The organism is Streptomyces olivochromogenes (assembly GCF_021538895.1).
Lineage (GTDB): Bacteria > Actinomycetota > Actinomycetes > Streptomycetales > Streptomycetaceae > Streptomyces > Streptomyces olivochromogenes_A.
This window is the reverse complement of sequence record NZ_JADDRL010000037.1, coordinates 1-23,013: the sequence shown is the minus strand read 5'-3', so window position 1 is coordinate 23,013 and position 23,013 is coordinate 1. Positions and strand designations below refer to the sequence as shown.

General features: G+C 70.9%; 20 protein-coding genes. 10 read left to right on the top strand and 10 right to left on the bottom strand.

From position 1 onward, the window contains the following. The first annotated feature begins 256 nt into the window (after positions 1 to 256). On the top strand, positions 257 to 1,231 hold the full coding sequence (rfbB, locus tag IPZ69_RS20060; protein ID WP_235455541.1) for a dTDP-glucose 4,6-dehydratase: 975 nt from the start codon (positions 257 to 259) through the stop codon (positions 1,229 to 1,231). Continuing rightward, positions 1,228 to 2,139, top strand: a complete 912-nt coding sequence (gene rfbD / locus IPZ69_RS20055) for a dTDP-4-dehydrorhamnose reductase (RefSeq protein ID WP_235455540.1) — start codon at positions 1,228 to 1,230, stop codon at positions 2,137 to 2,139. Before rfbB ends, rfbD begins: the two co-directional genes overlap by 4 nt. A 55-nt stretch (positions 2,140 to 2,194) precedes the next feature. Here rfbD and IPZ69_RS20050 read toward each other — a convergent pair whose 3' ends face one another. After that, the gene (locus tag IPZ69_RS20050; RefSeq protein WP_235455539.1) at positions 2,195 to 2,809 is read right to left on the bottom strand and encodes a tetratricopeptide repeat protein; all 615 of its coding nucleotides are present in this window, start codon (positions 2,807 to 2,809) and stop codon (positions 2,195 to 2,197) included. A 202-nt stretch (positions 2,810 to 3,011) separates the two neighbouring features. Here IPZ69_RS20050 and IPZ69_RS20045 point away from each other — a divergent pair, with 202 nt between their 5' ends. Then, on the top strand, positions 3,012 to 4,148 hold the full coding sequence (locus IPZ69_RS20045; RefSeq protein WP_235455538.1) for a glycosyltransferase: 1,137 nt from the start codon (positions 3,012 to 3,014) through the stop codon (positions 4,146 to 4,148). Between the two features lie 82 nt (positions 4,149 to 4,230). Here the strand turns inward: IPZ69_RS20045 and IPZ69_RS20040 are convergent, their stop codons facing one another. The 4 genes from IPZ69_RS20040 to IPZ69_RS20025 all read right to left on the bottom strand — a co-directional run bounded on the left by IPZ69_RS20040 (position 4,231) and on the right by IPZ69_RS20025 (position 8,101). After that, positions 4,231 to 5,505 (bottom strand): glycosyltransferase, encoded by a 1,275-nt coding sequence (locus IPZ69_RS20040; RefSeq protein WP_235455537.1) that lies wholly within the window; start codon positions 5,503 to 5,505, stop codon positions 4,231 to 4,233. 61 nt (positions 5,506 to 5,566) lie between these two features. Then, the gene (locus IPZ69_RS20035) at positions 5,567 to 6,142 is read right to left on the bottom strand and encodes a tetratricopeptide repeat protein (protein ID WP_235455536.1); all 576 of its coding nucleotides are present in this window, start codon (positions 6,140 to 6,142) and stop codon (positions 5,567 to 5,569) included. A gap of 232 nt (positions 6,143 to 6,374) precedes the next feature. Next, positions 6,375 to 6,800 carry an SCO4983 family protein gene (locus IPZ69_RS20030; protein ID WP_235455535.1) on the bottom strand — a complete coding sequence of 142 codons (426 nt, stop codon included), beginning with the start codon at positions 6,798 to 6,800 and terminating at the stop codon, positions 6,375 to 6,377. Between the two features lie 89 nt (positions 6,801 to 6,889). Beyond that, positions 6,890 to 8,101, bottom strand: a complete 1,212-nt coding sequence (locus IPZ69_RS20025) for a pyridoxal phosphate-dependent aminotransferase (RefSeq protein WP_235455534.1) — start codon at positions 8,099 to 8,101, stop codon at positions 6,890 to 6,892. Between the two features lie 126 nt (positions 8,102 to 8,227). On the opposite strand from IPZ69_RS20025, the gene IPZ69_RS20020 reads away from it, so the two are divergent. Then, the gene (locus IPZ69_RS20020) at positions 8,228 to 8,992 is read left to right on the top strand and encodes a hypothetical protein (protein WP_235455599.1); all 765 of its coding nucleotides are present in this window, start codon (positions 8,228 to 8,230) and stop codon (positions 8,990 to 8,992) included. Between the two features lie 562 nt (positions 8,993 to 9,554). Here the strand turns inward: IPZ69_RS20020 and IPZ69_RS20010 are convergent. Continuing rightward, positions 9,555 to 9,797, bottom strand: a complete 243-nt coding sequence (locus tag IPZ69_RS20010) for a hypothetical protein (RefSeq protein WP_235455533.1) — start codon at positions 9,795 to 9,797, stop codon at positions 9,555 to 9,557. A gap of 355 nt (positions 9,798 to 10,152) precedes the next feature. Between IPZ69_RS20010 and IPZ69_RS20005 the strand changes: the two genes are divergently transcribed. Further along, complete coding sequence (locus tag IPZ69_RS20005) at positions 10,153 to 11,034, top strand: S1 family peptidase (protein WP_235455532.1); 882 nt, start codon at positions 10,153 to 10,155, stop codon at positions 11,032 to 11,034. Positions 11,035 to 11,052: 18 nt separating this feature from the next. Here the strand turns inward: IPZ69_RS20005 and IPZ69_RS20000 are convergent, their stop codons facing one another. Together IPZ69_RS20000 and IPZ69_RS19995 are read right to left on the bottom strand one after the other, a co-directional pair. Further along, positions 11,053 to 12,663 (bottom strand): N-acyl-D-amino-acid deacylase family protein, encoded by a 1,611-nt coding sequence (locus IPZ69_RS20000; RefSeq protein WP_235455531.1) that lies wholly within the window; start codon positions 12,661 to 12,663, stop codon positions 11,053 to 11,055. Positions 12,664 to 12,704: 41 nt separating this feature from the next. Further along, positions 12,705 to 13,970 carry an amino acid deaminase gene (locus IPZ69_RS19995; RefSeq protein WP_235455530.1) on the bottom strand — a complete coding sequence of 422 codons (1,266 nt, stop codon included), beginning with the start codon at positions 13,968 to 13,970 and terminating at the stop codon, positions 12,705 to 12,707. Positions 13,971 to 14,109: 139 nt separating this feature from the next. Here IPZ69_RS19995 and IPZ69_RS19990 point away from each other — a divergent pair, with 139 nt between their 5' ends. Both IPZ69_RS19990 and IPZ69_RS19985 read left to right on the top strand, forming a co-directional pair. Continuing rightward, positions 14,110 to 15,162, top strand: coding sequence for a sugar kinase (locus IPZ69_RS19990; RefSeq protein WP_268834815.1), 1,053 nt, complete (start codon positions 14,110 to 14,112; stop codon positions 15,160 to 15,162). Beyond that, positions 15,159 to 15,914, top strand: a complete 756-nt coding sequence (locus IPZ69_RS19985) for an IclR family transcriptional regulator (protein ID WP_235455529.1) — start codon at positions 15,159 to 15,161, stop codon at positions 15,912 to 15,914. Before IPZ69_RS19990 ends, IPZ69_RS19985 begins: the two co-directional genes overlap by 4 nt. Here the strand turns inward: IPZ69_RS19985 and IPZ69_RS19980 are convergent. Continuing rightward, positions 15,904 to 17,562, bottom strand: coding sequence for a transposase (locus IPZ69_RS19980; RefSeq protein WP_235455528.1), 1,659 nt, complete (start codon positions 17,560 to 17,562; stop codon positions 15,904 to 15,906). The two genes, IPZ69_RS19985 and IPZ69_RS19980, sit on opposite strands and share 11 nt — an antisense overlap. Positions 17,563 to 17,762: 200 nt before the next feature. On the opposite strand from IPZ69_RS19980, the gene IPZ69_RS19975 reads away from it, so the two are divergent. Together IPZ69_RS19975 and IPZ69_RS19970 are read left to right on the top strand one after the other, a co-directional pair. Then, entirely contained in the window at positions 17,763 to 18,173 is a 411-nt protein-coding gene (locus IPZ69_RS19975; protein ID WP_235455527.1) for a RidA family protein, read from the top strand. Between the two features lie 95 nt (positions 18,174 to 18,268). Next, a complete protein-coding gene (locus IPZ69_RS19970) occupies positions 18,269 to 18,775 on the top strand; it encodes a hypothetical protein (RefSeq protein WP_235455526.1) in 507 nt (168 codons plus the stop codon). A 13-nt stretch (positions 18,776 to 18,788) separates the two neighbouring features. On the opposite strand, the gene IPZ69_RS19965 is transcribed toward IPZ69_RS19970, so the two are convergent. Continuing rightward, complete coding sequence (locus IPZ69_RS19965; RefSeq protein ID WP_235455525.1) at positions 18,789 to 20,144, bottom strand: M14 family metallopeptidase; 1,356 nt, start codon at positions 20,142 to 20,144, stop codon at positions 18,789 to 18,791. A gap of 376 nt (positions 20,145 to 20,520) precedes the next feature. Here IPZ69_RS19965 and IPZ69_RS19960 point away from each other — a divergent pair, with 376 nt between their 5' ends. Continuing rightward, positions 20,521 to 22,869, top strand: a complete 2,349-nt coding sequence (locus IPZ69_RS19960; RefSeq protein WP_235455524.1) for an ATP-binding protein — start codon at positions 20,521 to 20,523, stop codon at positions 22,867 to 22,869. The last annotated feature ends 144 nt before the right edge of the window (positions 22,870 to 23,013 follow it).

The following is a 23,013-nucleotide window of genomic DNA, read 5'->3' as shown; positions in this document are numbered from 1 at the left end:
CCCACCGGGCCCACTGCGCCTGAGCCCGCTCCCCCGAACACGGTCACGGCCTACGTGGTCTGCGCCGACATCACCCCGTAACTCCCACGCGAACGGCAGCGCGCCGGCTGCCGTCCGCTTCCCCTGGGAATCAGCGACGGTGCCCCGAGGCTTCGGCCTCGCGGGCACCGTCCGCGTTGCGCCCGTGCCCGCGACCTGGCACCGGAAGGGAAGCCCCGGCGCTGAAACGCCGGGCAGCAGGAAGAATCGGAGAGCTATGCGCGTCCTTGTAACCGGCGGGGCTGGATTCATCGGCTCGGAATACGTCCGACGACGGCTGAACTCGGAGCCGACAGGGCGGATCACCGTCCTCGACACACTCACCTATTCGGGGGTCGAGGCCAATCTCGCACCGGTGGCGGAACACCCGGGCTACACCTTCGTCCGGGGCGACATCTGCGACCCGGATGTGGTCGACCAGGTGATGGCGGGCCAGGACGCGGTGGTCCATTTCGCCGCCGAGTCGCACGTGGACCGGTCGATCGACGGGGCCGGACCCTTCGTCCGCACCAATGTGATGGGTACGCAGGTGCTCCTGGACGCGGCCCACCGGCACGGTGTCGGCCGCTTCGTCCATGTCTCCACCGACGAGGTCTACGGCTCGATCGGCGAAGGCGCATGGACCGAGGGCTGGCCCCTGGCGCCGAACTCCCCGTACTCCGCGTCGAAGGCCGGCTCCGACCTGCTGGCTCTCGCCTACCACCGCACCCACGGCCTGGACGTCGTGATCACCCGGTGCTCCAACAACTACGGGCCGTACCAGTTCCCCGAGAAGGTCATCCCGCTCTTCATCACCAACCTCATCGACGGGAAGACGGTCCCCCTCTACGGAGACGGCCGCAACATCCGTGACTGGGTACACGTCTCCGACCACTGCCGGGGCATCGACCTGGTCCTGCACGGCGGCAGGGCCGGGGAGGTCTACAACATCGGTGGCGGGACCGAGCTGAGCAACCACAAGCTCACCGGCCTGTTGCTGGACGCGGTCGGCGCGGGCTGGGACCGGGTCGAGTACGTGGCCGACCGCAAAGGCCACGACCTGCGCTACTCGCTGGACGACAGCAAGATCCGCGAGCACCTCGGCTATGTCCCGCAGGTGTCCTTCACCGAGGGCCTGGCCGCCACGGTCGCCTGGTACCGCACACACCGCTCCTGGTGGGAGCCGCTCAAGGAGAGGGCCGCGCTGCGATGACCACGAGCTGGCTGGTGACCGGCGCACACGGGCTCCTCGGCCAGGATGTGCTGGCCGAGCTCGCCGGTGATCCGGACGTCTGGGTGACGGGGCTCAGCCGCGACAGGCTCGACATCACCGACCCGACAGCCGTCCGCGCCGCCGTCGCCGGTCACCGAGTGGTCGTCAACTGCGCCGCGTGGACGGACGTCGACGGCGCCGAGCGGTCCGAGGCGGCGGCCACAGCCGTGAACGGCACGGGCGTCCGCCACCTCGCACGCGCCTGCGCGGACAGCGGCGCGCTCCTGCTCCACGTGTCCACCGACTACGTGTTCCCCGGCGACGCCCGTCATCCGTACCCCGAAGACGCTCCGACGGGGCCCGTCAACGCGTACGGGCGAAGCAAACTGGCGGGGGAGCGGGCAGTCGTCGAACTGCTGCCCCGTGCCGGCTACGTCGTGCGCACCGCCTGGCTCTACGGCGCGCACGGCCCGAACTTCGTGACCACCATGCTCAAACTCGCGGCCCGGCACGAGACCTTGGACGTGGTGGCCGACCAGCACGGCCAGCCGACCTGGTCCCGGGCCCTCGCCCGGCAGCTGGCCGTCCTCGGCCGTGCCGCGCTGACCGGACAGGCACCGGCCGGCATCTACCACGGCACGGCGGGCGACCGCACCACTTGGTGCGGTCTGGCGCGTGAGGCCTTCCGGCTCAGCGGTCTCGATCCCGAGCGGATCCGCCCGGTCGACTCGGACAAGTTCCCGCGTCCGGCCGCCCGCCCCGCCTTCGGTGTCCTGGGCCACGACAGCTGGTTGCGGGCCGGCCTTGCCACCCTCCCCCGGTGGGACGACCAGCTGACGGCCGCCCTGAAGGAACCCGTGTTCGCCGACCTGGCCGCCGCGGCGCGCGCGAGCGCCCGCCACACGTAGAAGGCGCCCTGCGGAACCCGACGGTCCGCAGGGCGCCTTCCGGGGCGCCGGGTACTCACCGGCTCACGGACTCCCGGAATTCTTCCGGCACCTGGGAAAGAACCCGGCGATCGACCGCCACCGCATGCCGGAACGCGTCCTCGGCCTCGCCCTTGCGGTGCTGCTCCACCAGGAGAGAACCCAGTTGCAGCTGGACCGAGGTGGCCTTCGGATCGGCGGCAGCGGCACGCTTCAAGAGCTTGATCGCCCGGTCGGGATCGCTCAACCTCAGTAGATTCGCCTCGCTGTAGAGAGCGGACATGAATGACGGATCGGTCTCCAGAGCCTTCTCATAGGCGGCGACCGCATCCGCCGGATTGCCGGTCTGCTGACCGACGAGACCGAGGCCGTACCAGGCGAACTTGTTCTTCGGATCCAGTTCCAGTACACGCCGGTAGTCCCGGGCGGCCCCGAGGGTGTCCTGCTTCGCCATGCTCTCGAGTGCGGACCGCAACAGCGTGTTCGCCTGATTGCCGTTCTGGGGCGTGGACGGGGCCTTGGATTCCGACCGCATGGACGCGGCCTTGGATTCCGACCGCACGGTCGACGGGGACGGAAGCGCCCAGAAGGTCACCCCGGTGGCGACCGCCGCCGTCACGGCGAGCCCTGCCCACAATCTCGTACGTTTCATGGGGTCACTTTTCGTGGAAGGTGGCGGACGGATGGAGTCGGCCTTTCTCAGGTCGTCCGCACCGACGTTACGAGTCGCCCCCGATGGTGCCGTCGTAGGGCAGGCGCGAGGGGCGTTCAGACCACTCGAATGCACGAGTGCTGAAAATGGTTGCGGCCCAGCCTCTTTGCGTGGCTTTCATCAGCTGGATTGGATGGGACCCGTGAAGTCAACGGTCTGTCTCAACATGATCGTCAAGGACGAGGCTCCGGTGATCCGGCGTTGTCTCGAATCCGTACGGCCCCTGATCGACACCTGGGTCATCGTGGACACCGGCTCGACCGACGGCACGCAGGATGTCATCCGCGACGTCTACAGCGACCTGCCCGGCGAACTGTACGAGCGGCCCTGGAAAGGGTTCGACGGCAGCCGTACGGAGGCGATCGAACTCGCTCGTGCCAGCGCGGACTACCTGCTCTTCATGGACGCCGACGACGTGATGGAGATGGAGCCCGGCTCCACCATGCCCGAGCTGACTCTCGACGCCTACCGGCTCACCATCAGGAGCGGGAGCTACACGCACCGGCGCCGCGCCCTGGTCTCGACCCGGCTGCCGTGGCGGTACGTCGGTGTCCTGCACGAGTACCTCGACTGCGGTTCGCGGCACAGCCTCGCGAACCTGGAGGGCGCCACCATCGTCGTCGTGGGCGGCGGGGGACGCAGCAGGGGGAAGAGTCTGCGGGAGAAATACCTGGGAGATGTCGAGATCCTCCAGCAGGGACTGATCAAGGAGCCCGACAACGAGCGCTATGTGTTCTACCTGGCCCAGAGCTGGGGCAACGTGGGTGAGTTCGAGAAGGCGATCGAAGCCTACGACCGCCGGGCGGGCATGGGCAGCTTGGACGAGGAGGTCTTCTTGGCCCGCCTGTTCGGCGCGCAGTTGGCCGAGAAGCTGGGGCGGCCGCCGGCCGAGGTGATGGACCGCTACCTCGGTGCGCACGAGAGCCGCCCCACACGCGCCGAGGCGCTCGGTGAGCTGGCGCGCTGGTGCCGCCTCAACGGGCAGCGGTGGCCGCTCGCCCACCTGTTCGCGCGGCAGGCGGCAAGCCTCCCGTATCCGAGGGCGGACCACCTGCTCGTCGAGCCCGAATGGTACCGCTGGCGCGCGCTCGACGAACTCGGGGTGTCCGCCTACTGGGTGGGGGAGTACGAGGAAGCGGAGGACTGCTGTGAACGCCTGCTGGCGGGCAACGAGTTGCCCGCCGAACATCGTGACCGCGTGCTCCAGAACCTGGAGCTCTCACGACGCCACCTGCGCTCGAAGCAACTCCTCGCGGTGAGGCAGCGCGTCGGGGTCTGAAGCGGTGTGATTCCGGCCCGCGGACGTCGAAGGCGCCCGGTGGAACCCCACGGTCCACCGGGCGCCTGCCGTCTCGCGGGACCTAGACCAGCAGCTTCCCGCCGCACCGTGCGGCGCCGTCCTTCATCGCGATGAGGTTGGCGACCACGTACGAGATGTCGTTCTTGGAGTGCCAGTCGCTCGGGAAGTAGGTGACCAGCCGCGACGACTGGAACTTGGCCTGCAGATCCGGCACGAAGGTGCGGTACTGGTTGTCCGTGTAGTACCAGAAGGAGTTCTCGTTGTAGTAGGCGACGTGCGTCGGGTCCTGGTACGCGCCGCGGCCGTCGGAGCTGGGCGTCATGGTGAGGAGCATGCCACCGGGTGCCAGCAGCCGGTACAGCTCGTTGATCAGCGGCACCTTGGTGGGCACGTACTCCAGGAAGTCCACCGCCCGCATCAGCCCGACGGAGCCGTCGGGCAGGTCCAGCTTCTCGGGCAGGGTCGCGACGATGTCGACGTCCTTCCCCGGCCGCTGGTCCACGCCCACATAGCCCGGCGGCTTGCGGTGCGCCGCACCGAGGTCGAGGGCGAGCAGCCCGCGCCGGTAGGTCCAGGCGAGGGCGTTGGCCTCGATGTACTTGTCGTAAAGGGCGACCGTCTCGCGCTGGATCTGCGCGTTGATCTCCGGGTCCTTCTGGGTATTGTCCGGGTGCACCCGCTGGAGGTACAGGCAGCGGTTGATGTGGTGGAAGTCGCCGAGGTGGAAGAGGCGGCACATCAGGTCCTGGTCGTCGAGGACCGTACGCGCGGCGTCGTACCCGCCGGCCTTCTCGTAGCTCTTCTTGCGGAACGCCCGCACGTGGTTGGGCGCGTACCAGATGTAGGCGACGTTGTGCGGCGTCGGTGCCAGGGAGATGACCTGGAGCAACTTGCGGCCGTCGACCCGCACGTCCTCGTACTGCCAGCCGAACGTCTCGTCGAAGCGGCTCTCGTCCCGCTTCCCGTCCTCGGTGATCTGCGCGGTGTTGCTGTAGACGAAGACGACCTCGGGATGCGCGTCGAACGCCTTGCCGACCTCCGCCAGACAGGCCTTCACGAGCAGGTCGTCGTGGTCGAGTTCCACCAGGATCTCGCCGCGGGCCAGTTCGCAGGCCCTGCGCTTGGCCGCCCCCACGCCGTCGATGTCGTCCGCGATCTCGACGCGGACCCGGTCGTCGGGGCGCTCCGGCCGCCATCGGGCGCCGTTGTTGAGCAGGACGATCCACTCCCAGTCCGGACAGGTCTGCGCCTGCAGGGTCGCCAGGCACTCATCGAGGAAACGGGGCCGGTGGCTGGGGGTGAAGACGGAGAACCTCGGTGTCGCCGTCGACGTCATCTGTTGCTCCCTGCTTGGCTCGATGTCGGTGAGGGGATTGCGAGAACCATGGAGTCGGGAATCACCGGAATTCCTCCGGCACTTGGGAACGCAGTGAGGGATCGTCCGCGACCGCACGACGGAACTCGTCCTTGGCTGCGTCGTCGCGGTGCTTCTGCTTCCAGATCCGTCCCAGGTGCAGATGCGCCGTGCCGGCCTTGGGATTGCCGGCGACGATCCGCTTGAGGAGTTCGGCCGCCCGGTCGGGTTCGCTCGACTCCAGCAGCACCGCCTCGTTGAAGAGGGCCGACGGGAACGCCGGATCGATCTGCAGGGCCTTTTCGTAGTCGGCACGGGCATCGACCACCCTGCCGTCCCCCTGTGCGATGACTCCCAGGTTGTACCAGGCGAATTGGTTGTGCGGGTCCAGTTCCAGCACCCGCCGGTAAGTGCGGTCGGCCCCCTCCGAGTCGTTGTTGTTCTGCTGCAGAATTCCTGCCTGCAAAAGCGTATTGGCATCCTGCAGGTTCTGGGTCGTCGATGGCGAGGCCTTGGAATCCTCAGGCGCTGCCGAGTAGGAATGAACTACCCACGATGTCACTCCGGTGGTGACTGCGGCCACACCGAAGAGTCCTGCCAACAATTGCCAGTGTTTCACTTTGTCACATCTCGTGGAATAGTGAAGGACGGTGGCGTGCCGGGGTCCGAACCGCCGTGATTTCCGCCGACGTTACGAGGCGATGCGGTTGCGGCCGCTGTTTGGCGGGCACTTGGTGGGTGCAGTCCACCCGAATGTACGTGTCGCGCGCACAAAAAAATGGCGCCCGGTCCGCGCGTCGCTGCGGGTGCACGCGGACCGGGGCCGTCGAGGGGACCCCGGGGCTGAGGGGTCAGTGGGTGGTGCTCAGTTCCTTCGGTTCGGCGAGTGCGGCGGCATGCGCGTCCATGCGCTCCGCCGACAGGATCGCCGCGGCGGTGTCGGCGCGGGACGCCGCGACGACGAGGGCGCGGCCTGCGAGGGCGTGCGCCCGCTCGTGCAGGGCGGCGACGCGCGGGTCGCCCGCGGTGCCGGACGCGCGGACCGGCGTACGCCCTCCCCGCAGCCGGGTCACCTCCCCGGTGAGCCGTCCGGCCGCCGTGTCCAGGTCCGTGGACGGCGCGAGCGCGCGCAGCTCGTCGGTGACGGCGAGCAGCGCCGCGAGGTGTCCCGCGAGCTGGATGTCCAGCTCCTCCTCGCGCGACCGGTGGGGGAAGTCGGGGGTGGTGCCGGCCATCGTGGTGCTGTGGACCGACTTGCTGCGGATCGGTTCGTACATGGGAGATGGCCTCCTGTGCTCTGACAGGAAGCCATCCTAGCTTAGATTTCGTCTAAAGTTGACCCGGTTCACGGATTGTGGTCCGTCGGCTACGGCTGGCTGTAGCCATCCAGGAATTCGCCGATCCGCGTGACCGCGTCCCGCAGGTCCCCGACCGTCGGCAGCGTCACGACCCGGAAGTGGTCCGGCTCCGGCCAGTTGAAGCCGGTGCCCTGGACGACCATGATCTTCTCCCGGCGCAGCAGGTCCAGGACCATCTGGCGGTCGTCCTTGATCTTGAAGACCTTCGGATCCAGGCGCGGGAAGAGGTACAGGGCGCCCTTCGGCCGTACGCACGTCACGCCCGGGATCTGCGTCAGCAGCTCGTAGGCGGTGTCCAGCTGCTCCTTGAGCCGGCCGCCCGGCAGCACCAGGTCGTTGATCGACTGGCGCCCGCTGAGCGCGGCCACCACTCCGTGCTGGCCCGGCATGTTCGCGCACAGGCGCATGTTCGCCAGGATCGTCAGACCCTCGATGTAGGAGTCGGCGTGCGCGCGCGGGCCGGAGATCGACATCCAGCCGACCCGGTAGCCGGCCACCCGGTAGGCCTTCGACATGCCGTTGAAGGTGAGCGTCATCAGGTCGGGGGCCACGGCCGCGGTCGGGGTGTGCGTGGCGCCGTCGTAGAGGATCTTGTCGTAGATCTCGTCCGAGCAGACCAGCAGGTTGTGGCGGCGGGCGATGTCCGTCAGGCCCTCGAGCACCGACTCGTCGTACACCGCGCCCGTCGGGTTGTTCGGGTTGATGATGACGAGCGCCTTGGTGCGGTCGGTGACCTTGCGCTCGATGTCGGCGAGGTCGGGCATCCAGTCGGACTGCTCGTCGCAGCGGTAGTGCACCGCGGTGCCGCCGGAGAGGGAGACGGCCGCCGTCCACAGCGGGTAGTCCGGCGCCGGTACGAGGACCTCGTCGCCGTCGTCCAGCAGGCCCTGCATGGCCATCACGATCAGCTCGGAGACGCCGTTGCCGATGAAGACGTGCTCGACGTCCGTCTCGATGCCGAGGGTCTGGTTGTGCATGACGACCGCGCGGCGGGCGGCCAGCAGGCCCTTCGCGTCGCCGTAGCCGTGTGCCGTCGAGACGTTGCGGAGGATGTCCTCCAGGATCTCGGGCGGGCACTCGAAACCGAACGCCGCAGGGTTGCCGGTGTTCAGCTTGAGGATGCGGTGGCCGGCCGCCTCAAGCCGCATCGCCTCCTCAAGAACCGGGCCCCGGATCTCGTAACAGACGTTGGCGAGCTTGGTCGACTGGATCACCTGCATGTCCGTGAGCTTACGGGCCGGTAACGCCCCATGGGCCGTGTTTTCCACCACGTGAGACAAAGCGTTTTGGGCTGTTATCGCCGGTAGCTGTCCCAGCAGCCCCTCCCGTACCTAGAATGCCCGGCCATGTCCAGCCATCCCCAGCACGGAAACGGGGCCGACGGCGTGAACGACGCGAACGGCACGCACGAGGCGCACGGCGCCCCTGCGGCGGGTCCCGCGGGCGGTGGGCCCGCAGTGGCGCCGAACGTCTACCACCCGCAGGCCGCGGCGGCGCCCGCGTACGACACGTACGCCGATCCGGCGACCGCGCACGGGTGGCAGAACGCGTACGACGAGACGCGCGAGCTGCCCCGGGTGACGGACGAGACGGCCTTCCTGCCGGCTCCCGTACCGGCCGCCCCGGCGGGCCCGCCGGAGGGTGTGCCGACGGGACAGGGCCGTGCCGCGGCGCGGCGTGCGCGGAGCAGGCGGGGCGCCGCGTCGCGGCGCCGGATCGCGATGGCCGCCGGTGCCGTGGGTGCCGTCTCCCTCGCCGTGATCGCGGGGATGTCCGCCTTCTCGGGGTCCTCGTCGGGCGGGCCGCAGGGGCAGGGCGAGCGCAGCGGTTCGAGCACCAAGGAGGACCCGGGGGCGCCCGGTGGCCCGAAGTCGTCCGCCACGGGCCCGTCGGACGGTGCGACACGGGCTCCCGCCGCCTCCGCGACCCCGACGGCCTCGGCGAGCGACTCCGCGACGGGCAGCCCTTCGCCCACGGCGCCGACGTCGTCCGCGGCGACCGCCACCGCCACGGCCACCGGAAGCTCGTCGGTGAGCGCCTCCGCGAGCAGCGCCGGTCAGGGCGACCAGGGTGGCCGGCCCGGACGCGGGCGGGGCCACGGAAAGCATTGAACAACCAGGGTCCGTCTTCAAACGGATCTTGCCCAAGGCGGGAATGCCGCGGAAGCCCTTGAGCCGGTCGAAGCAGTGCTCGTCCAGGTTCCGTCGTCGGTAGATACCGCGGTCGAACCCTGGCGGCCTGCCACCGGCCCATAGCGGTCCGGCACCTGGGCGCCGGCTCGGTGAGGTCGCCGCGATCGAGGCGAGCCTCACCGCCGAGCAGAAGCTCACCGCCATGCGCGACCTCGCAGCCCGGTACCCCACCGTCCACCTCGGCATGCCCGACTTCCGTACCAGCGCCGACCGCGGGCCCTTCGAGCCTGCTGCCGCCCGGTCGAGTGGCGTGGTCACCGGATGGGGTGACGGTTGCCGGTCGAGGCATCGGTGGCTGGTTCCAGAGGGGATTGGACTAGCGCAGAGTAGGGCTATCACCAGGAGTCATCGTGAAGGTTGTGAAGGTCATCGGGCGACGGTCGGTCCCTGTGGCGATGGGACTCGTTCTGGCTGCAACGGGGGTCTCGGTCACGGCTGCTTCGGCCGTGCCGGCTGCTCCGCGAGCCGCTGCGAGCAAAGTTCAGGTCCTGAGATTCACCGCTGCCGACAACGGCAAGACGGTGACGGTCGACCCCGGCGACATCGTCAGTGTCTTCTTGACGAGCAACACTACGCCCGGGTCCAGCACACCGTTCGTCTGGAGCGCGCCCACATCCTCGGACTCGAACGTCCTCGCAGAGGCAACCAGCATCGCCGTCCCGAACGGCGACGCGTTCGGCATCTTCAGAGCAACCGGATCAGGGTCGGCCACGCTCTCCGCCACGAGGGAATGCAAGACCGTCCCGCCCGGCCCCATGTGCACTGCGCCCACCCTACTGTGGCGCGTCACCGTCAACGTGCAGTAGGCCGCTGCACAGAGAGCGGATACGCAGGGCCCCGCCGCCTGAGTGGGACCCGGGTATACGTCCCATCAACGGTCGGCGGCTGAGCGGTAGTTGACGCGCCGTCCAAGGCGACGATCGTGGTGAGTGATTTGCGGTGAGTTGAGAACGATCCGCTCCCTGCGGACCGCATACAACTTCTTGCCGCCACCCCTCTGCCATCCCACAATGTGCATGACAAGACGGCAGGCGGCCGGAAAATCTCCGGTCGCTCACGTCTGCAGAGGGGACCCCCACATGAACAAGCCTCTCCTCGCCACGCTCGCGACCCTGGTGATCACCGGGGCGGGCATGGCACCCGCGGCCGCCGCCACGGCCACCCCGAGCGCGGCCCCGGCGGCGAAGAGCACGGCCACGAAGGCCAAGGGCGCCGCGCCCGGGCTCCGGGCCGTCAACTTCGCCGGCACCGTCTCGCTCAGCAACTGCTCCGGCTCCGTCATCCGCTTCCCCGCCTCCGCGGACAGCGACCCGGCGCTGGTGCTGACGAACGGTCACTGCCTGGAGACCGGCTTCCCCGACCCCGGCGAGGTCATAGTCGGCCAGTCCTCCAGCCGCTCCTTCGGTCTGCTCAACGCGTCGGCCACCCGGGTCGGGACCCTGCGCGCCAACAAGGTCGTGTACTCGACGATGACCGACACGGACGTCACGATCTACCAGCTCAACACCACGTACGCGCAGATCAAGAGCACGTACGGGATCAGCCCGCTGACGGTGCAGGACACGCACCCGACCGCCGGCACCGCGATCACGGTCGTCTCCGGGTACTGGAAGCGGACCTACGCCTGCAACATCGACGGGTTCGTCTACCGCCTCAAGGAGGGCAGCTGGACCTGGAAGGACTCGGTGCGCTACACCTCCGCCTGCAAGACCATCGGCGGCACGTCGGGATCGCCGGTCGTCGACAACGCCACCGGCAAGGTCGTCGCCGTCAACAACACCGGCAACGAGGACGGCCAGCGCTGCACGGACAACAACCCGTGCGAGGTCGACGCGAACGGCAACGTGACCGTCCGCTACGGCATCAACTACGCCCAGGAGATCTACAACATCCCGGCCTGCTTCACCACCGGCAACAAGCTGGACCTGAGCGCGAGCGGCTGCACCCTGCCCAAGCCGTAGTGCCCGGCGGGCGGGCGGTCACCGGGGAGTCCGGCGCACCGCCCGCCCGGCCAGCACGTCCGTCCGACGCCCGTCCTCGATCACGAAGCGGCCGTCGACCAGGACGTGGGGGATGCCCGAGGGCAGCGCGCGCGGCTGCTCGAAGGTGGCCCCCGCCGCGACCGTCTCCGGGTCGAACAGGACCAGGTCGGCGCGGTGTCCCTCGCGGACGAGCCCGCGGTCCGGCAGGCGCAGCCGGGCCGCGGGACGCGAGGTGAGGTGGGCGACGCACTCCTCCAGGGACAGCACGCCCAACTCCCGCACGTAGTGCCCGAGGTAGTGCGGGAAGGTGCCGTACGCCCGCGGGTGCGGCTTGGCGCCCCGCAGGATGCCGTCCGAGCCGCCGGTGTGCGTGCGGTGCCGCATGATCGCGCGGACGTTCTCCTCGTGGCCGACGTGCTGCAGCACGGTCGGGCCCAGCCGGTCCTCGACCAGCAGCCGGCGCGCGGTCGCCCACGGGGTCTCGCCGTGCCGCAGCGCCGACTCCTCGACCGTACGGCCCACATGGTCCGCGAGGGCCGGATCGCTCACGCCGGAGATCTCGACCGTGTCCCAGTCCACCGGCACCCCGTGGCAGCCGTCCGAGCCGACGACCTCCAGGTCGTGCCGGATCCGCTCGGCGGTCGGCCCGTCGGCGAGCCGGCGCAGTATCTCCCGCGGGCCGCCCTCGCTCGCCCAGCCTGGCAGCAGCGCGGCCAGGGTCGTGCAGCCGGGGGTGTAGGGGTAGGTGTCGAGGCTGATGTCGGCCCCGGCGGCGAGCGCGTCGTCGAGCAGCGCGAGGAGCTGGGGCGCGCGGCCCTCGTTGACGCCGAAGTTCATGGTGGCGTGCGCGAGGTGCAGCGGGCAGCCCGCCTCGCGGGTCAGCGCCACCATCTCCGCGTACGCCTCCAGGGCGCCCGCCCCGTACGAGCGGTGGTGCGGGCAGTAGTAGCCGCCGTAGGACGCCACCACCCGGCACAGCTCGGTGAGTTCGGCGTCCTCGGCGTACATGCCCGGGGTGTAGGTGAGCCCGGACGACATGCCGACCGCGCCCTGCTCCAGGCCCTCCGCCACCAACCGCCGCATCCGGTCCACCTCTTCGGGCGTGGCCGCCCGGTCCTCCCAGCCGACGGCCAGCGCCCGGACCGTGCCCTGGGGGACGAGGTAGGCCGCGTTCACGGCGATGCCCCGGTCGAGCCGGTCCAGGTACTCGCCGACCGACCGCCAGTCGAAGTCGACGTCCTCGCCGTACCCGTTCCAGCCGGTGATCGCCCGGCGCACCTCGTCGAGGGTGCGGTCGTCGACCGGCGCGTACGACAGCCCGTCCTGGCCGAGGACCTCCAGCGTCACGCCCTGCGCGGCCTTGGCGCTGTGGTCGGGGTCGCGCAACAGCGCCAGGTCGCTGTGGGCGTGCATGTCGATGAAGCCGGGGGCGAGGACCAGGCCCTCGGCGTCCAGCTCGCGCATCGCCCGGGGGCGCTGACAGCCGGCGGCCGCCGCCTCCTTGACGATCGAGACGATGCGGCCGCCGTCGATCACGACATCGGCGCGGTACGAGGGCTCCCCGCTGCCGTCCACCACGTCCGCGTCCCGGACGACGAGCTGCTCCACGACCGTGACCTCCTGGAAGAACCTAGGGACTGGAAGACGGACTAGAAGAACGTACGGATGTAGTCGACGACCGTCCCGTCCGCCTCGGCCACCGGGATCAGCTGCCACTTGTCGAAGGACGTGCAGGGGTGGGACAGGCCGATGCCCAGCCAGTCGCCGACCTCGATGTCCGCCTCCGGACCGGTGCGCAGCCACAGGTGCTGGTCGGACAGGGCGGTCACCTCGATCCCGGCCGCCGGGCGCTCGACACCGTCCCTGCGTACCACCTGGGCGACCGGCAGGTCGAGGTCGTGGGCGGCGTCCCGCTTGCCCGCGTTGACGAACGCCTCGGTCGCCGAGGGGCGGGACACCACCTGCGCCCACAGCCGGAACGCGGGCTCCAGCGCGCCCTCCTCGGGCACCCGGTTGAACGGGGTCTGCTTGCGGTAGTGCACGTCGTCGTGCGAGACGTACGCGCCCGAACGCAGCAACTTCAGCCCCGGCAGGGAGAGTTCGGGGAGCTCCGCGAACACGTCGGCCACCGCGTCGAACCACTCGCTGCCGCCCGCACTGACGACGATCTCGTCGGCCCCGGCGAACCGCCCCGCCTTGTCGAACTCCACGGCGATCCCGGTCAGCCGGCGCAGCCAGGCCCCCACCGACTCCACGGAGGCACCGGGGACCTGGGCCTCGTACCCCGCGACGCCCACCAGGCGCAGCGTCCGCGTGCCCGCCACCGCGTCCGCGACCGCCGCGCACTGCGCCTGGGTACGCACGCCGGTGCGGGCGCCCTCGCCCGCGCCCAGCTCCACGACCACGTCCACCGGGCGGGCGGCGCCGCGCAGCGCCGCGTCCATCAGTTCCACCCCGCGCACGGAGTCGACGTAACAGATGAAACGGAAGGACGGGTCGGCGTCGAGCTCGGCGGAGATCCAGCGCAGCGCCGCCGCGTCCACCAGCTCGTTGGCGAGGAACACCCGCTCGATCCCGAACGCCCGCGCCACCCGCACCTGGTGCGGCACCGCGAGGGTGATGCCCCAGGCGCCGTGCTCGATCTGACGCCGGAAGAGCCGCGGGGCCATGGAGGTCTTGCCGTGCGGGGCGAAGACGAGGTGGTGCCGGGCCGCGTACGTCTCCATGAGCCGCAGGTTGTGCTCCAGGCGCTCGGCGGACAGCGCGAGGACGGGCGTGGTGAAGCCGTCGGTGAAGAGGTTGCGCCGCTCGGCGGCCAGCTCGCCGACGGTCAGGCCGTCGGCGTCCGGGGGGAGGCCCTTGAAACGGTGGTCGACGCGTTCCTCGGCCAGGCGGTCGAGCGCTTCGGTGCTCATGAAGCCTCCCTCTCAGGCGCGTTGCAATATATGCAACGTCCATTGCGTGTGGCGCTTACTGGTGTCTAGCATCTCGCCGACAACCGGGTCAACGGAGCCGCCGCGGCCCGGATATCGACAGGAGTCAGGAGTCATCATCCTGGACGCTACTGACGACTCGGCCGTCGCCCCCGCCGCCGTGGACGTCGCCGCGCTCGGCGAGTCCATGGTCACCTTCCTGCCCACCCGGCCGGGACGACTGGCCGACGTACCGTCCTTCGACCGCGCCATCGGCGGTGCCGAGTCCAACGTGGCATGCGTGCTGGCCGCCGCCGGGCATCGCACGCGCTGGGTGAGCCGGGTGGGGACGGACGGCTTCGGCGACCACCTCGTCGAGACGATCGCGGGGTACGGCGTCGACGTGGCGTCCGTGCGGCGCGATCCGGCGCGGCCCACGGGCGTCTACTTCCGTACGGCCGGCGACCGGGCGGCCGAGGACCACGAAGTGGCGTACTACCGCGCCGGATCGGCGGCCTCGGCGATGGCGCCCGGGAACGTGGACCCGACGGCGCTGCGCGCGGCGCGCGTGCTGCATCTGACCGGCATCACGGCCGCGCTCTCCGCACCGTGCCGTGAACTGGTTCGCGCGCTGGCCGCCCCCCGGGCCGGGCGGCCGACGGTCTCCTTCGACGTCAACCACCGGCCGGGGCTGTGGCGGGCGGCCGACGGGGTGCGGGTCCTGCTGGAGCTGGCCCGGGACGCCGACATCGTGTTCGTCGGCGAGGACGAGGCCGAGCAGGCCTGGGGCGTCACCGGCGGACCGGCCGCGGTCCGCCGGCTGCTGCCCGAGCCACGGGTGCTGGTGGTGAAGCAGGGGGCGCGGGGGGCGACGGTGTTCGCGGGCGAGGACGGTCGGGCCGCCTTCGAACCGGCCCTCGCCGTCGACGTCGTGGCCACGGTCGGCGCCGGTGACGCCTTCGCCGCCGGATTCCTCTCCGGCACCCTGCGCGGACTGCCCGTCCGGCAGCGGCTGCGGCACGGGCACCTCATGGCCGCCGCCGCGCTCACCGTCCCCGGCGACCTCGCCGCCCCGCCGTCGCGGGACCACGCCGACCGGCTGGCCGCCCTGGACGAGCGGGCGTGGGGGAGACTTCGACTCGGCCCCGGCTGGACGCAAGCCGCGCAGGCCCCTGAGGAGGTAGCCACCCCATGAGTCAGACCGTCGACCGCGCGCTGAGCATCCTGCCCTTGCTCGCCGAGGGCCCCGCCGACCTCGGCCAGGTCGCCGACCGGCTCGGCGTCCACAAGTCCACGGCCCTGCGTCTGCTGCGCACCCTCCACGAACACGGCCTCGTCTACCGCCAGTCCGACCAGCGCTACCGCCTCGGCGCCCGCCTGTTCGCCCTCGCCCAGGAGGCGATGGAGAACCTCGACATCCGCGAGATCGCCCACCCCCACCTCGTAGGCCTCAACGAGCGGTGCGGGCACACCGTGCACCTCGCCGTGTACGAGGAGAACGAGGTCCTCTACATCGACAAGGTGGAGAGCCGCTACCCCGTGCGCATGTACTCGCGCATCGGCAAACCGGTCGCCATCACCGTCGCCGCCGTCGCCAAACTGCTCCTCGCCGACCTGCCCGAGGCCGAGCGGCGCCCGCTCGCCGAGAAGCTCGACTACCCCCTGTACACGCCCCGTTCGACGCCCAACGCCGCCGCCTTCCTGAAGGAGCTGGCCGTGGTGCGCGAACAGGGCTGGGCCACCGACCTCGGCGGCCACGAGGAGTCCATCAACTGCGTCGCCGCCCCCATCCGCGGCGCGGACGGCCGGGTGGCCGCCGCGATGTCGGTCTCCGCGCCGAACGTCGTCGTCACCGCCGAGGAACTCCTCACCCTGCTCCCGCAGGTGCGCCGCACCGCGGACGCGATCAGCGGCGAGTACTCCGGACGAACCGTTCCTAGGGACTGAGCGGGAGTGAGCCCTGTTTCCAGGACTGCTGTTGCTCAGCCGCGTGCTCCGAACGGTGTTGGGCACGCTGGTCCCCCGCGTTCGCTCCGCGTCCGGGCGGCACGGATCTCGTCCGTGGTCCGGGGATGCGGGGGCGGGGTTCCTCACGCCTGCGGGTGTCCGGTCGGGCCTGGGCGGTCCGATGCCCCGTACGATCGCTCCGGTCGTGCGGGGGCGGTGCCGTCCGTCGCCGGATCGGATGCCCGAGGGCGCGTCGCCCGATCGCGATGCAAGCCGCATCGTGCCGGGAAACCTTTCGATTGTTGCTGGTCAGGGGCTGCTGCCAGTGTTGGGCGCCCCACCGGGAGGTGTACGCCGGGTCGACCGCGACGATCGCGATGTCCTGCTCGGCGGCCATCGCCACCAGCCGCGCCTTCAACCGGGCGGTGGGGAAACGGGAGACGAGGCGGCGGAAGCGTTTGTTGCGGCCGTGCTGTTCCCGGCACCGGCCGTCGGTGAAGTCCAGGTCCTCGATGGCGATCGCCGCCGCCCCGGTGGTGCGGGTGTGGTGCAGCAGCCGGGACAGGGCGTGCCGGATCTGCGCGTCCCGGTGCGCGGAGTTACCAGTGAGGTCGTAGGAGAAGCGGCGGGGCTCGCCGACCGGGTTGCCGTCCACGTCGAGGCGCCAGGCGGCGAGGTGGTCGTCGTTCATGTCGACGGCGACCACACCCCGGGCCAGGGCCGCCTGAAGCGGCAGGACGGAGGCGGGGGTGCGCTGCCAGGAGGCGGTCACGTACCAGCGGCCACGCAGGACGTCGTGATGGATGCGGTAGGCCGCCGCCCGGTCGGAGGCGATGCGGTCCAGCCACTCCTCACCCCGGTGCCGGAAGGTGACGGTCGCGTTCAGCAGGTACCGGCCGTGCGGAGCGTTGGCCAGGTTGGCCATCGCGGCCGGGAGTTTGACCGAGAGCTGGCCGGTGTCGGTGACGCGGAGGGTCTCGTTGCCGAAGCGTTTGCCGGACTCACCGTCCGCGGCCAGGAACATCCGCGCCGCCCGCCACCGCTCCCGCCAGGCGTCCTGACTCAGCCCGGCCGCATCCAGGTGGTGACGCATGCGCTGGAGGGGCTTGCCGCCGCGCGCCACGTGCACCCGGCCCGCCTCCCAGTGCGCCTCCACCCCGGCCAGCCGATCCCGCAGCGCGTGCATGCGACGGGACTTGTCATGCCACTCCGCCCGCGAACCGTACCCGCTCGCCAGCCCCGCCCGCCGGTCCGCCTTCGCCCCCAGCGGACGCGCCAGCCGGGCCTCGATCCGCGTGATCTGCCCGCGCAGCCACGCCATCTCCGCCGCCTGCCCGCGCCGGGCCAGCGCCCACTGATCATGCGTGGCCTTGGTGATACTGCCCGCCCACCTGGCCGAGGAGACCCCCGTCAGCTCCCGCTTCCGCGTCGCCCAAGTCTCACTGCCGTGACCCAGGCCCTGCCGGGAACGCGCCGCGAGATCACCCGCGGCCAGCCCGCCGAGGAACACCCCTACCCCGTTCAGCACCGCCGCGTCGGTCTCCGAGACCCGCAGCCGCGCCCGAATGGCCACCCCGGCAGGGCCGGGCACCACGAACGGCGCCGCCACCTCCCGCAGACCACCCACCCCGTCACCCCCGTCCGGCACCGCACAGTCCCCTCACCCAAGCTCAACGAGCCCCACCCACACCACAAAGGTCACATATTCGACGGACAAACTCCCATTCCCCTCCATGGAAGCCAGTCCGCATGCCCGGCTGCCAGGCGCCGACGCTCACTCATACTCACCAAAGCGCACTCGTACACGGTCAAACAGCAGCTACTCCCAACCCCAGCGAAGGACACCCCGTGACCAAGAAGACCGCGCTCACTCCCAAGACCCACACGGCCCCGCCCGCGAAGTTCTCCCACGGCGTGCGCAAGGGCAACATCCTCCAGGTCGCGGGCCAGGTCGGCTTCCTGCCCGCCGAGGAGGGCAGGAAGCCCACGCCCGCCGGCCCCACCCTGCGCGAGCAGACCCTCCAGACCCTCGCCAACGTCAGGGCGATCCTCGAAGAGGGCGGCGCGAGCTGGGACGACGTGCTGATGATCCGCGTCTACCTCACGGACACCGCCCACTTCGCCGAACTGAACGAGATCTACAACCAGTACTTCGAGGAGCAGACGCTCACCCAGCCGCCCGCCGCGCGCACGACGGTCTACGTCGGCCTTCCCGCGGGCCTCCTCGTCGAGATCGACGCCCTCGCCGTCCTGGGCTGACGACCGACGCCCGCTCTGTCATACGTTAGGGGGTGAACCAGCGGGAAGGGCGGGCTGGCTGTTCCCGGCACAGGATTGTCGTCCATACTTCCCGCGTGGAGCAGCGCATAGGATCGAGCAGCAAGCCCCCGGAGGGCGCCGGATTCGACCCGGCCTTCATCCCCGGGCTCACCTCACCCGCGTCCGCCGAGCCGGCGGACGCCAAGCCGGAGGCCGAAGCGCCCGAGGCCGCCGGGCCGACGGAGGACGCGGCGCCGGCCGGGGCCGAGACCCCGGCGAAGCCCGCCCTTGAGAAGGAGACCCCGCAGGAGGAGAGCCCCGAGGGCCCCGTCTTCGAGGCCTCCGACCGCCGCGCCAAGATCGTGGCCGACCGCCGCGGTGTTCGCCTGAGCCTCGATCAGGAGGCCTGCGAGTTCCGGTGGGACGAGATCGGCGCGGTCGAGACGGAGTCCCCCCGCTTCGGCAAGCGGTTCACCATCACGGTGCACACCCCTGACCGCCGCTGGTACCCGATAGAGATCGAGGCGGCGGCCAGGAGCCGCTTCAAGGAGTGGGAGGAACAGCTGGACACGGTCCTCGACGCCTACTTCGAAGAGGCCTAGGACCCGTCCGGCACTAGCTGCAGTACTGGGCCTCCTTGCCGATGGCCCGGTACATGCAGTCCGCGTTCTCCAGCAGCTGGAACACCGCGTCGCGGTTGCGTGAGGTCTCCCGCTCGATCACCTCGTCGGGCGGGTAGAACCCTCCCTCCCAGCTGGACGTCGGGTACATCTCGAAGGTGTAGTCGAAGATCTTGTGCACGCCCCACAGGTAGTCGTCGATCGACCCGTCCGTGATGTACAGGTCGCTCGCCTGCTCCGGCGTGTACCCGTTGCTCGCGGCCATCTTCTGCCCCACCGCCTTGAACGCGGCGGCGTCGTCGGCCGTCATCCCGGTGGCCGTGTCCGCGTACGTGTACCCGAACGGCCACAGCACCAGCTCGCTGTAGGTGTGGAAGTCGATGCCGGCCCTGATCTGCTGCTTCCCGCCGACGACCCGGCCGCGCACGAAGTCGGAGACCACCTTCACCTCGGGCGCCGACTCGGCGGCCGCTCCGCGGTACGTCTCGGACGACTTGGAGCTCGACGACCCGCCGCAGCAGCCCCACTTGTAGTTCCAGTTGCGGTTGAGGTCCGTACCGGCGTACGACGAACCGCTGTTGGGCTGCCGGTTCTTGCGCCACGACCGGTACGAGCCGGTGGCGATGTCGTACTCGCCGCCGTCCGGGTTGAGATCCGGCACGATCCAGATCTCCCGGCTGTTGACGATGTTGGTGACCCGGGAGTCGGTCCCGTACCCGGCGCCCAGCTCCCGCAGCAGGTACAGCGCCATCTCCACGGTCAGGTGCTCACGGGCGTGCTGGTGGAAGGTGAACAGCACCTCGGGCTCGTTCTCGTCCGTGGCCACGTTGTCGCTGACCTTGATGGCGACGATGTCCCGGCCCTGGTACGACTTGCCGATCACCCGCTTGCTCATGATGTTCGGATAGGCGGCCAGCCGCTGGTCGATCTCCGCGTTCATCTCGGCGTAGTTGTGGTACTTCGAGTCGGCCGAGGGGAAGTCGAACAGCCGCGTCGCGTCGGCGGGGCCGCTGCGGTCGGGCGCGGCGCCGAGCGGCGTCACGTCGTAGCCGAGCCGCCGCAGCTCCTTGATCTGGGCGGCCCGTCCGGAGACGACCACCGTCTCCTCGTCGGCCTCGTCCACGGTGACGCCGGTGCGCTGAATGGCCGTACGGGTCACGGGAGTCGTGCTCCGGTGGATCTCGTACTGCCCGACGTCGTCGGCCGAGGGCGCCGCCTTGCCGGCGCCGGCGGCGGAGGCGTGGGTGGCGGTCGCCGACACGGGTGCCGCGAGGGCGAGGGCCAGCAGGGCGCCGAGCGCGGCGGTTCGTCTGCCGCCGAGGGCGCCTGAGCCGCGTATACGAAGTCGCATGAACTCTCCTTGGGTCTCCAGGAATTCCGGGGTCGCCGGATGTGGGGAGTGGAGCTGGGGGGTGTTTCAGTGCGACGTACGGGTGCTGTCGTGCTGTGTGGGGTCGTGCCGTGTGGGGTCGTGCCGTGTGGGTCTTGCTGTGCGCGGGCTGTGCGTGCGGTGCGGGTTGGCGTCATGGTCCGGCGTTGGCATGATCAGGTCAAGGATGGACAAAGGGTCCCCGGCGGAATTCGGCCGGGCAGTGTACGCGGGCCCCCACTCCCGCAGGCGGCCCCGGCCGAAGAACACCCGTTGGCGTGACGCGAGTGTGCGTGGGCGGCCGAGCCGGGGAAGAGTGAGGGCCCGGCTGTCCGGCCAGGAGGAGGGCTGGCTGATCATGGGTGGATCAGCGCCGAGACGGGACGCGCACCTGCCCGTCGAGACGACGAGCTTCGTCGACCGGCGGGAGGAACAGAGCGAGGGCCGCCAACTGCTGGCCAAGGCCCGCCTGGTCACGCTCACCGGCCCGGGAGGCGTCGGCAAGACCCGCCTGGCCGGACGCATCGCGGCCCGCGTCGCCCGGGCCTTCCCGGACGGCGTGCGCCACGTCCACCTGGCGGGCCTCCACGACCCGGCCCTCGTCCCGCTCGCCGCCGCCGACGCGCTCGGCCTGCACGACCACTCCACCCAGCCCGCGCTGGACGCCCTGGTGGAGCAGGTGCGCGACCGCAGACTCCTGTTGGTCCTCGACAACTGCGAGCACCTGTTACCCGCCTGCGCCGAACTCGCCGCCGCCCTGCTGCGCGGCACCACCGGAGTCCGCGTCCTCGCCACCAGCCGCCACCGCCTCGGCCTCACCGAGGAACACCTCATGGAGGTACGGCCCCTGCCGGTCCCCGACCCGGACGGCGACCTCTCGGCCGCCGAGACCCACCCGGCCCTCGCCCTCTTCGCCGACCGCGCCGCCGCCGTCGTCCCCGGCTTCCGCCTCACCCCCGGCAACCGCGCCGCCGTCGCCCGCCTCTGTCGGCGCCTCGACGGCCTCCCGCTCGCCATCGAACTCGCCGCCGTCCGCATGCGCGTCCTCGGTATCGACCAGCTCCTGGTCCGCCTCGACGACCGCTACCGCCTCCTGTCCTGTGGCAGCCCCGCCGTCCTGCCCCGCCACCAGACCCTCGGTGCGGCCGTCGACTGGAGCCACGAACTGTGCACCGGGCGCGAGCAGTTGGTCTGGGCGCGGCTCTCCGTGCTGGCCGGGAGCTTCGACCTGGAGACGGCGGAGGCGGTGTGCGCCGACGACGGCGAGACCGGGGGAGAGGCCGTGGCCGGGACCGGGGCGGTGCGGTCGTACGACGTCCTCGAAGCCGTCGCCGGACTGGTCGACAAGTCCGTCCTGTGCCGGGAGAGCGGGCCCGGCGGCGTCCGCTACCGCCTCCTCGACACCCTGCGCCACTACGGGCTCGGCAAGCTGCGCGCACGCCCCGGGGACGAGGCGGCCGCCCGGCGCCGCCAGCGGGACTGGACGCAGCACCGGGCCGCCGCCTGTGAGCGGGCGTGGTTCGGGCCGGACCAGCGGGAGATCGTGGCGCGGCTGCGCGCCGATCAGGACAATCTGCGCGCCGCCCTCGACCACAGCCTCTCCGCACCGGGCGAGGCGCTCGCCGGACTGCGTCTCGCGGGCACCCTGTGGTTCTACTGGCACGCCTGCGGCGCACCCCGCGAGGGCCGCCACTGGCTCGACCGCGCCCTCGACGCCAACCCCGAACCCACCCGCGAACGCGCCCGCGCCCTGTGGGTCTCCGCCCTCCTCGCCGGCAGCCCCGAGGACCTCACCCGGGGCCTGCACCGCGCCCAGGAGGCCCGCGCCCTGGCCCACCGTCTCGGCGACGAGGCGGAGGCCGCCCACGCCGACTACGTCATCGGCGTCGTCCAGCTCTTCGCCGACGACCTGCACACCGCCCTCACCCACTACGAGTCCACCGTCGCCCGCGGCCGCGTCCCCGGCCAGCACCTCAGCCTGCACGGCCTCGACCTGGTCGAACTCGCCTGCGCCCGCGCCTTCCTGGGCGAGTCCGACCGGGCCGTCGCCGTGTGCGAGGACGCCCTGCGGCTGTGCGAGGCGCACGGCGAGGAGTGGGTGCGCTCCTACGTGCTGCGCATCCTCGCCCTCGCCCACAGTGCGCGGAGCGACTGGCCGCGGGCCGCGTCGTACGCCTGCCGCGCCCTGCGCCTCAAGCTCGACGTCCACGACGTCATCGGCATCGGCCTCACCCTCGACCTGCTGGCCCTGATCACGGCCAAGGGCGGGGACACCGAGCGCGCCGCCGTCCTGCTCGGCGGCGCCGACCGGGTCTGGTCCGACATCGACCGCGACCGCTGGGGCTCCACCGCCCTCAACTCCGCGCGCCGTGACGGCGAGAAACGGGTGCGCGAGGAGGTGGGGGAGCGGGCCTACGACGAGGCGTACGGCAGGGGCGGCGGGCTCGGCCTCGCCGGGATCGTGGCGTACGCGCTCCGCGACCCGCGGGAGCCGGCGCTGCGGCGCGAGCCGGACCCGCCGCAGCGCCTGACCCGGCGCGAGAGGGAGGTCGCCGAACTCGTCGCCGAGGGACTCGCCAACCAGCAGATCGCCGACCGCCTGGTCATCGCCCGCCGCACCGCCGAGGGCCATGTGGAACGCATCCTCGGCAAGCTCGGCTTCAGCAACCGCAGTCAGATCGCCGCCTGGGTGACGGCACAGCGCTGACCAGGCACACCGTGACGGACGTACGAGAGATGGGGACCCCATGAGTACAGACACCGGCGCGAAGTCCGGACCCGCCGAGGGCGCGTTCGACCACCGTATGGCCGAGTTCGGCTCGGACGACGTGTTCGTGGCGGCCGCGCTGCC